This is a genomic window from Catellatospora methionotrophica, from assembly GCF_011297335.1.
Taxonomy (GTDB): Bacteria; Actinomycetota; Actinomycetes; order Mycobacteriales; family Micromonosporaceae; genus Catellatospora; species Catellatospora methionotrophica.
The window spans coordinates 12,730-25,981 of the sequence record NZ_JAAOTJ010000006.1 but is presented as its reverse complement, the minus strand read 5'-3'; the positions used below and the strand labels follow the sequence as shown (position 1 = coordinate 25,981).

Annotated in this window: 8 protein-coding genes; 3 read left to right on the top strand and 5 right to left on the bottom strand. The window is 70.8% G+C overall.

All coding sequences use genetic code 11. The features are described from left to right. Positions 1-155: 155 nt before the first annotated feature. From HAV40_RS16350 to HAV40_RS16340, 3 genes are all read right to left on the bottom strand, one after another. Positions 156-2,756, bottom strand: a complete 2,601-nt coding sequence (locus HAV40_RS16350) for a glycoside hydrolase family 9 protein (RefSeq protein WP_166382096.1) — start codon at positions 2,754-2,756, stop codon at positions 156-158. A 125-nt stretch (positions 2,757-2,881) separates the two neighbouring features. Next, positions 2,882-3,286 carry a secondary thiamine-phosphate synthase enzyme YjbQ gene (locus HAV40_RS16345; protein ID WP_166382094.1) on the bottom strand — a complete coding sequence of 135 codons (405 nt, stop codon included), beginning with the start codon at positions 3,284-3,286 and terminating at the stop codon, positions 2,882-2,884. Between the two features lie 162 nt (positions 3,287-3,448). Continuing rightward, positions 3,449-4,006, bottom strand: a complete 558-nt coding sequence (locus HAV40_RS16340) for a hypothetical protein (protein WP_166382092.1) — start codon at positions 4,004-4,006, stop codon at positions 3,449-3,451. Between the two features lie 202 nt (positions 4,007-4,208). Between HAV40_RS16340 and aceE the strand changes: the two genes are divergently transcribed. Both aceE and HAV40_RS16330 read left to right on the top strand, forming a co-directional pair. Then, positions 4,209-6,944: a pyruvate dehydrogenase (acetyl-transferring), homodimeric type gene (aceE, locus tag HAV40_RS16335; RefSeq protein ID WP_166382090.1), complete on the top strand. Its 2,736-nt coding sequence runs from the start codon at positions 4,209-4,211 to the stop codon at positions 6,942-6,944. Positions 6,945-7,260: 316 nt separating this feature from the next. Beyond that, positions 7,261-8,574: a M48 family metallopeptidase gene (locus HAV40_RS16330; RefSeq protein ID WP_166382088.1), complete on the top strand. Its 1,314-nt coding sequence runs from the start codon at positions 7,261-7,263 to the stop codon at positions 8,572-8,574. A 6-nt stretch (positions 8,575-8,580) separates the two neighbouring features. Here HAV40_RS16330 and HAV40_RS16325 read toward each other — a convergent pair whose 3' ends face one another. After that, on the bottom strand, positions 8,581-9,240 hold the full coding sequence (locus HAV40_RS16325) for a ThuA domain-containing protein (RefSeq protein ID WP_166382086.1): 660 nt from the start codon (positions 9,238-9,240) through the stop codon (positions 8,581-8,583). A gap of 213 nt (positions 9,241-9,453) precedes the next feature. Between HAV40_RS16325 and HAV40_RS16320 the strand changes: the two genes are divergently transcribed. Further along, on the top strand, positions 9,454-11,280 hold the full coding sequence (locus tag HAV40_RS16320; protein ID WP_166382084.1) for an ABC transporter ATP-binding protein: 1,827 nt from the start codon (positions 9,454-9,456) through the stop codon (positions 11,278-11,280). 212 nt (positions 11,281-11,492) lie between these two features. Here the strand turns inward: HAV40_RS16320 and HAV40_RS16315 are convergent, their stop codons facing one another. Continuing rightward, a complete protein-coding gene (locus tag HAV40_RS16315; RefSeq protein ID WP_166382082.1) occupies positions 11,493-13,163 on the bottom strand; it encodes a stealth family protein in 1,671 nt (556 codons plus the stop codon). Positions 13,164-13,252 lie beyond the last annotated feature (89 nt).

Here is a 13,252-nt window from a genome sequence, read left to right as displayed (position 1 = left end):
GCGTGCGTGCCCGCACCCGCCCGGTCGGCCGGTGCGGCGATTCGCCCGCTCATGAGCTGAGGCTACCCACACCGGCTCCGGGCAAGCGCACCAATGCGGAGGGGCGGCCGCGGCGTGGGTGTGCCGCGACCGCCCCGTTTTCCGGGGAGGAGGAGTTACGAGCAGGCGGCGCCGTTCAGGGTGAACAGGGCCGGGTTCGGGTTGGGACCGCTCGCGGGGTCGCCGACGAACCCGAAGGTCACCGACTTCCCGGGCGCGATGACCTTGTTGAAGGGCAGGTTCGACGCGCTGACGGTCGCACCGGACTGGGTCGCCGAGGCGCTCCAGATGTCGTCGATCGACTGCGCGCCGAGGAACGACCAGCGCAGCGTCCAGCCGTTGACCGCCGTCGAGCCGGTGTTCTTGACGGTGATCTGGGTGTTGAACCCGTCGTTCCACTGGCTGTGCTTGGTGTAGGTCACCTTGCAGGCCGGAGCGGGTGCCGACGCGCCGTCACCCTGACCGGCGAGGAAGGCCGCCACCCAGGCCAGCGGGGCGTTCCAGTTGATGGTCAGCTCGTTGGTGGACCACGAGTCGATCTCGTCGAGGTAGCAGAACTGCCCGACGCAGCCGGTCAGCTTCTGCTGCGCCAGCGGGTCCTGGATGGACGAGTTCGGGCCGCCGGCCAGGGTGCCCTTCGGCGGGTTGGGCAGCTCGGGGTTGAGCTGGTGGGCGTACCAGCGGCTGTGCTGGTTGTGCGCGTTGGCCTCGCCGTAGCCGGTCACGTACGACATGTTCAGCGCGTTGCGGCCGAACAGGTAGTCCGCGCCCTGGGCCACCGCGTCGGCGAACCGGTCCCGGCCCGTGATGTCGTACGCCGCCGACAGCACCACCAGGTTGTTGGCGATCCCGCTGTTGGAGCCCCAGTCGTAGGCGTTGTTCGCAGGCTGGTACGGCACGCCGTACGGGTGCGCCGCCAGCGCGGCCAGGTACTCCTCCGCGCCGGTCACCACCGAGGCGCGCACCGCTGCCCGGCCGGGCAGCGCGCTGGGCACCGTGGCCAGGTCGAGGCGGCCCAGCGCGGCCAGCGACTGCCAGCCGAAGCCGTTGCTGCTCCACACGTCGGCGGTGTGCAGCGGCGAGCCGGTCACCGCGGCCTGGTACTGGCTCTCGCCCGTGGTCAGGTAGAGCTCGGACGCCGCCCAGTAGAACTCGTCGGACACCTCGACGTCGTCGTAGGTGCCGCCGCCGGTGCCGTCGGCCGGGCTGGCGAGGATCGCCGGGTGGGCCACCGCCGCCGCGTAGGCGGTGCGGGCCGCTGCCAGGTTGCGGGCCGCGAAGGCCGGGTCGTACGGGGCGTATACGCGGGCCGCCTGCGCCGCCGCGGCGGCCAGGTTCAGGGTCGCCGCGGTCGACGGCGGGTGCAGCTCGCGCTGCTTGTCGTCGAGGTGGGGCAGCAGCGGCAGACCGGTCCACTCGCTGTCGTGGATCTTGTGGTGGGCCATGCCGGCCAGCGGCTTACCCGCCGGGACCTGCATCTTCAGCAGGAACTCCAGCTGCCAGCGCGCCTCGTCGAGGATGTCGGGCACGCCGTTGCCGCTCTCCGGCAGGTTCAGCTGGCCGTCCGGGAAGGCCTGGGCGGTCGCCGCCCACTTGCCCCGCTCGAACTCGTTGACCAGCTGGAACACCGAGATGCCACCGTTGACGACGTACTTGCCGTGGTCACCGGCGTCGTACCAGCCGCCGGAGACGTCCAGCGAGTAGTCGCAGACGCCCGGCTGGCACGGCACGGACGTGTCGCCCTTGTTCGGCGCGACGCCGACGTGACCCGCCGGGCGGCCGTAGCCGGGCCGCAGGCTGTCCAGGATCTCGACGCCGGAGCGCTGGGTGTAGAAGAACTTGAGCGCGTCGTCGCGCAGGCCGCTGTAGAGGTTGCCGGCCAGGTCGAACGGGCGGCTCGTCTCGCCGTCGGCGACCAGGGTGAAGCCGGTGCCCGCGACCGCGTACGCGCTGAAGTCGATCGAGTGGACGTTCTGGGCGGAGCTGGCGTCGACGCCGCGCGGGGTGCTGCTGCCGCTGGCCACGACGCTGCCGCCCGCGTTCTTGAGCTGCCACGGCAGGGCAGCGGTCGCCTCGGTGACGACGGTGGCGTTCTTCGGGCCCCTGGTCAGGTAGCCGACCTGGTTGACCCGCACCCGCGGGCCGGTGTCGGGCTCGTACACCTCGGGCTCGGCGCCGCCCTTGAGCGAGACGTCGTCGAGGCAGAGCCGCCAGGGGGAGGCACTGCCACCGATCTGAAACGCCACCTGCGCGTTCGGAAGGGAGACGGGCGCGGTGAAGGTGTACGAGTAGCCGGTGGCAGTGCCGGTCATCAGCGGATTCGCGGCCAGGAACTGCGTCCACGGGTCCACCGGGAGCTGGATGAGCGCCTTGCCGACCTTGTCGGGCGTCGCGCTCGCGGTGAAGGTGTAGCTGTAGGTCTCCCCCGCGACCAGCGGCACGTTGTCCTGACCGATGATCACGTCCCACGGGTTGACGGTGCCGCCGGGGATGTCGGCGCACAGCTGCCCGCCGCTGGAGTCGAGCGTGATGTTCGACGTCCCCCACCAGGGGGCGTGGCCGGAGGTGAAGGTGCCGTTGACGATCTGCTCGGGAGGATCGGCCGAGGCGGCGGCCGCGGTCAGGCTCGTCGACACGAGCCCGGCCACGGCGGCCAGCGCGATCAGCACGGGTCTACGCACTGGGAGGTCCTTTCGATGGAGCGATCGGTGTTGCATCGAAAGCGGGGCGTGAGCAGGGGAAATGCGCCAATTGACCTGGGAGCGCTCCCATCTGCGCCCATGAATTATTGCCGCCGCGTTTCCGGAGTGTCAATCGCCCCTTCAGCGGGACCGTGGAAGTTTCAGCCCGCGAGGAAGGACAGGCGCACCTGACGGGTGGGGTTGTCGCCGTTGGTGTCCACCAGGCAGATCGACTGCCAGGTGCCCAGCGCGATGCGTCCGTTCAGGACCGGCAGGCTCGCGTACGGCGCGACGAACGCGGGCAGCACGTGGTCGCGCCCGTGGCCCGGCGAGCCGTGCCGGTGCTGCCAGCGGTTGTCGGCGGGCAGCACGTGCTCCAGCGCCGTGAGCAGGTCGTCGTCACTGCCCGCACCGGTCTCGATGATCGCCACCCCGGCCGTCGCGTGCGGCACGAAGACATGCACCAGCCCGTCGCCCAGCTCCCGCACGAACGCCGCGACCTCATCGGTGATGTCCACGACCGCCGCCCGGTTCCCGGTCCGCACTGTCAGCACTTCACTACGCACCCGCCCACCCTAAACGCCCGTCCCCGCTGCCGCGCACCGCCGCTCGCCACAGAAAGATCGGCGTCTCCGGTCAAAAAGTGGGGTCGGACCTCACTTTGTGACCCGAAACGCCGATCTTGGAAGGGGTGGCCAGGGGGTGGGGCCGGGAGGCGGGGGTGGGGGTCAGTCGCCGCCTCCGCCGTCGCCGCCTCCGCTGTCGCCGCCTCCGCTGTCGCCGCCGGAGTCGCCCGAGTCGCCGGAGTCGTCGCTGTCGTAGTCGTCGTCATCGTCGTGGTCGTGGTGGCCGTGGGAGTGGCCGCCTCGGCCGCGACGGCGGCGCCTGCGGGGGGCGAACAGCAGGATGAGGCCGAAGACGATCACCAGCGGGGCGATGAAGCCGACGATGTGCTCCAGGCCCGTGGGCGGCAGGAAGGCGTACCCCTCCATGCCGGTGATCGCGACCGCCGGGACCGCGGTCTTGTTCGCCTCGACGGCGTCGGCGACATCCGGGCCGACCACCCGGCCGCTGTCGCGCAGCGGGCCGTTCACCCAGCTGAGCTCGCAGTTGCCGTAGATGCCCGCGTACGGCGGGGCCAGGAAGTCCGGATCACATGTCCACTCATCACCGTTGACCCCTGCCGTCACCTTTTCGCCGCCCAGGTCGGCCAGGAGAGGGAAGGTCGTGTTGACGGCGAGCAGGAAGCCCCATGCGATGAGGAGGAGACCGAGGAGTCGTCGCATGAGCGGCAATCTAATCGGCGTACGCCACTGGAGCGCTCCCCCGGTCGTGAAACCGACCCAAATGTTACTGGTCAGTATGCGTGTCGCGTGTCGCATCGCAGGGCGGTACGCGTGACGAATCCCCCACCGGAGGGGCAGGATGGGTCGAACAGACAAACTCTGTGTCTAGTCCGATCATCACTACAACTACGAGGGAACGCCTGTGGCCACCGAACGCAAGCGCCCGGTGATCAGCGACGGCCTGCCGAGCCAGCTCCCGGACATCGATCCCGAGGAGACGGCCGAGTGGGTGGAGTCGCTCGACGGAGTGATCGACGAGCGAGGCGCCAAGCGCGCCCGGTACGTCATGTTGCGCCTGCTGGAGCGGGCTCGTGAGCGGCAGGTCGGCGTCCCCCCGCTGACCACGACCGACTACATCAACACGATCCCCAGCGAGCGGGAGCCGTGGTTCCCCGGCGACGAGCACATCGAGCGCCGGCTGCGCGCGTACATCCGGTGGAACGCGGCCATGACCGTGCACCGGGCGCAGCGCCCCGGCGTCGGCGTCGGCGGGCACATCTCGACCTACGCGTCGTCCGCCTCGCTCTACGAGGTCGGCTTCAACCACTTCTTCCGGGGCAAGAACCACCCCGGTGGCGGCGACCACATCTTCTACCAGGGCCACGCCTCCCCCGGTATGTACGCGCGCGCGTACCTGGAAGGACGCCTGACCGAGCACCAGCTCGACGGCTTCCGCCAGGAGCTGACACACCCGGGCGGCGGCCTGCCGTCGTACCCGCACCCGCGCCTGATGCCGGACTTCTGGGAGTTCCCCACGGTGTCCATGGGCCTGGGCGGCCTGAACGCGATCTACCAGGCGCGGTTCAACCGCTACCTGCACCACCGCGGCATCAAGGACACCTCCGACCAGCGAGTATGGTCCTTCCTCGGCGACGGCGAGATGGACGAGCCGGAGACCCTGGGCGCGATCGGCCTGGCCGCGCGCGAGGAGCTGGACAACCTCACCTTCGTCATCAACTGCAACCTGCAGCGCCTCGACGGGCCGGTCCGCGGCAACGGCAAGGTCATGCAGGAGCTGGAGGCGTTCTTCCGGGGCGCCGGCTGGAACGTCATCAAGGTCGTCTGGGGTCGCGAGTGGGACCCGCTGCTCGCCCAGGACACCGACGGCGCGCTGGTCAACCTGATGAACGTGACGCCCGACGGTGACTACCAGACCTACAAGGCGGAGTCCGGCGCGTACGTGCGCGAGCACTTCTTCGGCCGCGACCCGCGGACCCGCAAGATGGTCGAGACGATGTCCGACGACGAGATCTGGGGTCTCAAGCGCGGCGGCCACGACTACCGCAAGCTCTACGCCGCCTACAAGGCCGCGACCGAGCACACCGGTCAGCCGACGGTCATCCTCGCCAAGACCATCAAGGGCTGGACGCTGGGCTCGCACTTCGAGGGCCGCAACGCCACGCACCAGATGAAGAAGCTGACGCTGGACGACCTGAAGAGCTTCCGCGACCGTCTCTTCCTCGACATCCCGGACTCGGCCCTGGAGTCGAACCCGTACGAGCCGCCGTACTTCCACCCGGGTGCCAAGAGCGATGAGATCGGCTACCTGATGGAGCGGCGTGCGGCGCTGGGCGGCTCGATGCCCTCGCGCAACACCAAGCACGTCCCGCTGCAGCTGCCCGAGCACAAGGTCTACGCGGACCTGAAGAAGGGCTCCGGCAAGCAGAAGATCGCCACCACGATGGCCTTCGTCCGGCTGTTCAAGGACCTGATGAAGGACAAGGTGATCGGCCACCGCTGGGTGCCGATCATCCCCGACGAGGCGCGCACCTTCGGCATGGACTCGCTGTTCCCGACCGCGAAGATCTACTCGCCGCACGGCCAGACGTACACCTCGGTGGACCGGGAGCTGTTCCTGTCCTACAAGGAGTCCACGGCCGGGCAGATCCTGCACGAGGGCATCAACGAGGCCGGCTCGGTCGCCTCGTTCACGGCCGCGGGCAGCGCGTACGCCACGCACGGCGAGCCGATGATCCCGGTGTACATCTTCTACTCGATGTTCGGGTGGCAGCGTACGGCCGACGGCCTGTGGGCGGCGGCGGACCAGATGACGCGCGGCTTCCTGCTCGGCGCGACCGCGGGCCGCACCACGCTCAACGGCGAGGGCCTGCAGCACGAGGACGGTCACTCGCACCTCATCGCGGCGACCAACCCGGCCGCGGTGGCGTACGACCCGGCGTTCGGCTTCGAGATCTCGTACATCGTCGAGGACGGCCTGAAGAGGATGTACGGCGAGACGCCGGAGGACATCTTCTACTACATGACCGTCTACAACGAGCCGTACGTGCACCCGGCGGAGCCCGCCGACGTGGACGTGGCGGGCCTGCTCAAGGGCCTGTACCGGTACGCGCCCGCGACGGTCGAGGGCCCGAAGGCGCAGATCATGGCGTCGGGCGTCGGCCTGCACTGGGCGCTGCGTGCCCAGCAGTTGCTGGCCGAGGACTGGGGCGTGTCCGCCGACGTGTGGTCGGCGACCAGCTGGACCGAGCTGCGCCGCGACGCGATCGACACCGAGCGGTACAACCTGCTCCACCCGGACCAGCCCGCCAAGGTGCCGTACGTGACCCGCGCCCTGGAGAACGCGCCGGGCCCGAAGGTGGCCGTGTCCGACTGGATGCGCGCCGTCCCGGACCTGATCGCGCGCTGGGTCCCGGGCGACTACACGTCGCTGGGCACCGACGGGTTCGGCATGTCGGACACCCGCTCGGCCCTGCGCCGCCACTTCAACGTCGACGCCGAGTCGATCGCCGTGGCGGTCCTGGCCCAGCTCGCCCGCGCCGGTGAGGTCCCCGCGACCGCCCCGGCCGAGGCGGCCCGCAAGTACGCCATCGACGACGTCCTGGCGGCTCCCGCCGGCGAAACCGGCGGCGACTCCTAACCGAACCGAAGGAAGGGCACCTTCCTTACCGCTATACGTACCGGTAAGGAAGGTGCCCTTCCTCACCACGAAGGCCCCGCGACCTGGTGTTGCGGGGCCTTCGCACTGATTTGACACGGGCGTCGTCGTCGACGTCCTCGTCGGGCGGCGGCGGCGAAGATCGCCGTTTCAGGTCAGAACCTGGGCTCGGGCCGCAGAAAGTGACACGAAACAACGATCATGCGCGGGACTGCGCTTTGCGGGACGGCGTGGTGGGGATGGCTGAGGCCGGAGAGGTGTGGCGGCAGGGCGATTTGTGCCGTTGACGGGGTGGGGGGTGGGTGACAGCATCGCCGCCGTGTCGATCATCGCCGTCGAGAGCGGCCTGTGCCCGCAGTGTCAGACCACGTTGGCCGTGGAGCCCGGCGAGGCGCCGTGGTGTGCGCGCTGCGAGTGGAACCTCGGCGTGTACACCCCGAACCCGCTGCTGGGACGGCTTGCCAACCTGCAGGAGCGCTGGGCGCGCCGGATCGGGTACGGGCTGAACCGGGACCTGTTCGCGCAGCTGTCGGGCCGGCCGCTGACCCGGCCGCGGTCCGGCGTCGTCGGCGTCGCGCTGACGACGGTCTCGCTGGTGCTGGCCGCGCTGCTGCTCGGGCTCGCCGCGGGCGGCGTGTGGCTGGTGATCGCCGGCCACTTCCTGGTCAAGCTGATCGGCCTCATCATGGTCGGCTTCGCGGTGCTGTGCCGGCCGCGGCTGGGCCGCCTGCGCGACGTGCACAGCCCGTACGACGAGATCACCCGGGACCGGCAGCCGCGGCTGTTCGCCCTGCTCGACCGCGTGGCGCAGACCGTCGGCGCGCCGATGCCGCACGTGCTGGTACTCAGCCCCGAGTGGAACGCGTCCGTCGCCGTGGTGGGGTTCGCGCGGCGGCGGGTGCTGACACTCGGGCTGCCGCTGTGGACGGCGCTGCGCCCGCAGGAGCGGGTGGCCCTGATCGCACACGAGCTGGGCCATCTCATCAACAACGACCACCGGCGCAGCCTGCGCAAGCAGCCCGCACTGACCTTCTTCGCGTACGTCGCCCAGCTGCTCGACCCCCGTGAACTGTTCGGCCGTACGGAGTTCGACGGCCTGATGGAGCTGGCCGTGAAAGTGGTCGAGCTGGTCGTGGCGCCCGTGTTCTGGCTGCTCTCGCGACTGAGCTGGCTGCTGCACCTGGGGCTGAACGTGCTCGGCGCGCGCGCCTGCCAGCACGCGGAGTACTACGCCGACGACCTGGCCGCGCGGGCCGCCGGCAGCACGGCGGCGCTCACCCTGACCGACATGGCGAGCTGTGCCCACGTCTACGTCGGGATCATCGGGAGCCGGGCTCGCGGCGGTGCGGGTATGCAGGGCTGGCGGGAGGCGGTCGAGTCGGCCCGTGCCGCGATCGCGCCACGGCAGGCCCGGCTGCGCCAGCTCACGCTGCGCCGCGACGCGTCGCCGTTCACCGGCCATCCCCCGGCTGAGCTGCGCCACCGCGTCATCGCGGCGCAGCCGCACCGCGACCCGCAGGTCGTGCTGGGCGAGGCCGAAGCGGCCGCGATCGACGTCGAGCTGGCGGCCTTCGAGGAGCGCTACCGCCGGATCATCGCCGCATCGTGGTGAGCGCGCTCAGCCGCGGGCGGCCCAGCGCAGGCCGCGTTCGGTGAGGGTGCGGATCTCGGGGACGTCGAGGTCGGGCAGGTGGTGCCCGACGGTGGAGACGAAGATCCGGCCCAGGCCCCACTGCCGGGTGTACACCGCCGGGTGGGTCACCGGCTCGTGCCACGGCTCGCCGTCCTCGACGCCGAACGTGACCGTGGCGAGGACGTCGTTGAGCGGGTCGGCCAGCATCCAGTAGCGCTCGGTATGCAGGGCGACGGTGCTGATCCCGGCCACGATCGGGTGATCGGCGCGTTCGGGCCGCACGGTGAGGGTGTGCGGGACGAAGTCGCCGGGGTGGCAGGTGAACCAGCCACCGGTGAGCCACTGGTAGCGGCGTTCAGCGAACGCGGCGACGATGCCGCCGTGCCAGCCCGCGAGCCCGGTGCCGGCGCGTACGGCCTGGTCCAGGTTGGCCGCGTGGTCGGGGGTGAACGCGTCGCCGCCGGCGGTCCAGCAGTTGACGATCAGGTCGGTGCGGGCGAGCAGGGCGGCGTCGTCGTACACGGACAGGTCGTCGGCGGTCTCGACGGTGAACCCTTGTTCCTTGAGGAACGGCAGGAAGCTGTCGGTGGTGCCGACGGGGTCGTGGAAGTCGGCACCACCGCGGACGATCAACGCGCTACGCATGGCGAACAGGGTAAACGTTTTCCCCCGGCGCGGCGAACACGGTCGACGGCGGCCGATACCGCCGGAGGGCATCCGGGCGGCTGTCCCGTCAGGCCGGAGGGCATCCGGTCGGCGGCCGCGTCAGGGTTCGCGGGGGATCCGGCTCCGCGTGTGCGGCGGCGGCGAACGCGGTGCTCAGGACGGTGACTGTGGTGCTGGAGCTAGTGTCGGGACATGCCCCCGGAAGCCCCCTCCGCCGCAGAGCCCCAGGTCGGCCTGCGCACCCTCTGGCCGTACCTGCGGTCCCACCGTTCCTCGCTGATCATCGTCGCCGCCCTGTCGCTGGTCACCACTGCGGGCACCCTGCTGCAGCCGGTGCTGACCCGCGACGTGCTCGACGGGCTCGGCGCGGGCACCCCGATCAGCGCCAGCGTGCTCGGTCTGGTGGCCGCCCTGGTCGGCGTCGCCGCCGTGGACGGCTTCCGGCACTTCCTGCTCCAGCGCACCGCGGAGGGCCTGGTCCTCACGTCCCGCCGCCGCCTGGCGGGCCACCTGCTGCGCCTGCCCATCGCCGAGTACGACCAGCGCCGCACCGGTGACCTGCTGTCGCGCGTCGGCGCGGACACCACGCTGCTGCGCGCCGTGGTCACCTCGGGCCTGTTCGACACCGTCAGCGGCGCGATCATGGTGCTCGGCGCGGCGACCGCGATGGTGCTGCTGGACCCGCTGCTGTTCGGCGTCACCCTGATCGGCCTGGTCATCGGGCTGTCCGGCGGCATCTTCTTCGCCCGCAAGGTGCGCGGCATGTCCCGCGACGCGCAGGCCCGCATCGGTGAGATGACCGCCGCCGTCGAACGGTCCATCACCGCGGCGCGCACCATCCGCGCCAGCCGCGCCGAGGCCCGCGAGACCACGACCGTGTCGCACAGCGCCGAGCAGGCGTACCACGCCGGGGTGCGGATCGCCCGGTTGCAGGCGATCGTGCAGCCCGCCATGGTGACCACCATCCAGGGCTCGTTCCTGCTGGTGCTGGGCGTCGGCGGGGCACGGGTCGCCTCCGGCGCGATCACCGTCGGGGACCTGGTCGCCTTCGTGCTGTTCGTGTTCTTCCTGGTGATGCCGCTCGGTCAGGCGCTCAACGCGTACACCCAGCTCCAGGCCGGCCTCGGCGCGCTCCAGCGCATGGAGGAGGTGCTGGTCATCCCGCTGGAGGGCGCCGGTGATCCGGCGACCGTCGCCCCGGCCTCGGGCCCCGTTCCGCCACAGCCCGCCGCGGGGCGACCGGCCCGCGCCGAGTCGGGCGCACCCGCGATCGAATTCGACCGGGTCGGCTTCGGCTACACCGACGCCGAGGGCCGGGTCGGCGAGCCGGTGCTGCGGGAGGTCAGCTTCCGAGCCCCGGTCGGTACGCGTACCGCGTTGGTCGGGCCGTCCGGGGCGGGCAAGTCGACGCTGCTGTCACTGGTCGAGCGCTTCTACGAGGTGACCTCGGGCAGCCTGCGGGTCGACGGCGTTGACGTACGCGAGCTGAGCCATGACACGCTGCGGTCCCGGCTCGGCTACGTCGAGCAGGAGTCGCCGGTGCTGGCCGGGACGCTGCGGGAGAACCTGCGCCTGGCCACGCCCGACGCGACCGAGGAGCAGATGCGGGCGGTGCTGGTCGCGGTCAACCTCGACGAGCTCGTCGACCGCACCCCGCTGGGGCTCGACGCGCAGGTCGGCGAGGGCGGTGTGCTGCTGTCCGGTGGGGAGCGGCAGCGCCTGGCGATCGCCCGTACGCTGCTGGCCGCGCCGCCGATCCTGCTGCTGGACGAGCCGACCAGCAACCTCGACGCGCGCAACGAGGCCGCCCTGCGCTCCGCCATCGACACCGTCGCGGAGGGCCGCACGCTGCTGATCGTCGCGCACCGCCTGTCCACCGTCGTGGACGCCGACCAGATCGTGGTCCTGGAGCACGGCACCGTCGTGGCCACCGGCCGCCACACCGAACTCCTCGACACCAGCCCCCTCTACCGCGAACTGGCCGCCCACCAGTTCCTCGCCACCCCCGACCCCGCCTGACGACCCCCTCCCCGCAACACCCTTGCCGCAACTTCCGGGATCCGGGCGGCTACGCGCCCCGTTCCGCTTGCCGCGCACACCGTCCCGTCGTAAATAGACGCTGGCCTATTACATCGAAAAAACGAGGCTCGTTTTCGATGTAATAGGCCAGCGTCTATGTGAAACGAGGTGCGGCCCCGCCCGGCCCTGCCCAGCCCGGCGGGGCGGCTGTCTCAGCCGGCGAGCGCGGCGGTGGCGGGTTGGGCGGTGCGCTGGGTGAGGTCCATGCGGCCGGTCTGCTCCCAGGGGGCCTGGAACGGGAAGTAGGCCTCCATGAAGTCGCGGACCATCGCCGTCTGCTCGTCCATCTCGCCGTCGGCCGAGTTGGTGTCGTTGAGGCAGAAGACGTCGACGTTGCGCTGGCGGACCAGCCGCGCCAGCATGATCGGCGCGATCAGGCGGCCCAGGTCGATGTAGGTGTGGCTGATCGAGCCGGGCACCGAACGCCCGGTGCTGTGCGCCCAGTAGTGCGCCAGCGACGACGGGATGGACAGGTCGCCGCGGTCGCGGAACTGGTGCGAGGCGGTGGCGTGGGACTCCTCGCGCAGCTCGGTCTCGATCTCCTCCAGCACGCCGCGCAGCAGCGGGTACGGCACGTGCCGCATCTTCTGGTAGAGCTGGGTGCCGAAGCGGGTCTGCAGCAGGCGGCGGTTGTTCTTCGCGGCGACGTCCACGGGCGCGTCGGCGGGTGCGGGCGGGTTCACGTCCACCAGCGAGCTGGACGGGAAGAACTTGGCCACGCCGTTGGCGAAGAAGAACTGGGTCGGCAGCACGGGGCGGCCCAGGATCATGTCGTCGTTGAAGTAGAGGAAGTGCTCGGACAGGCCGGGCACCCTGTGCAGCCGCGACTCGATGGCGTGCGAGTTGAAGGTCGGCAGCACGCCGACGTCGCCGAAGATCTCCTTGTGCGAGACCAGCGTGACGTACGGCGAGGTCGGGTCGAGCCAGGACGGTGTCTGGTCGTCGGTCACCAGGTAGATGTGGTTGACCCACGGCGCGAACGCGTGCAGCGAGCGCATCGAGTAGAGCAGCTCGTCGCGTGAGGTGAACCGGGACGCGTTGGTGGCCAGCCCGGCGAACGAGTCGTCGGGGTCCTCGCCGAGGGCCTGGGCCTTGCGGCTGCGCCAGGCGGGGTCGTCGCCGTCGACCCAGGTGAACACGACGTCGATGGGGAACTGCACGTCGTTGGGGCCGGGCTCGGCGTACACGGCGCGGCTGCGGTAGCGGGGTTCGGTGTCGCGGGGCACGAACGCCGACAGGCGCGCGGCGGCGACGTACTGCGTGGGGTTGTCCACGCTGATGACGGTGCCGACCTTGTGGTTGCGGGGGCCGACCTGGCGCGGGGCCTGCCAGCCCTGCTGCTTCACGGTCGACCAGAACTCGATCTCGCAGGCGTACGCGCCCTCGGTCAGCGGCGTGACCGACGGGCCCGTGGCGGGCCGGTAGACCTGCACGATCGCGCAGCGCTGCGGGCTGACCCGGCGTCCGGCGGTGTCGAGTGTGCGGATCACCGCGTCGCTGCCGGACCGGCCGCGCAGCAGGCGCAGCACCTGGGCGCGGTGCTCGGCGGCGACGGCGACGGCGCTGCGCCGGGGGTCGGTGTGCGGCACGCAGAAGTAGTCGACGTTGTCGGCTTCCAGCAGCGCGATCACGGTCTGCAGATTGTCGTGCCACGCATGGGCGGGCGAGGACCCGGTGGCCGGGTTCGCGGTGCCGGGGGTCCGGGTGCGGGCCGTCCCACCGACGAGCAGCTTGGCGATGCGGACCCGTTGGCGCAGCGGGAGCCGGTAGGCGGCGGCACGCAGGGCGGGTCTCGGCAGGAGGCGTTTGACAATCTGCTTCACAACAACCCAACATAGTGTATAAGCCGCATAAGGCTGCGTATTTGGATAATAAGGACATTCATGTTGACTGCCGTTTTCCGCTGTCAGGG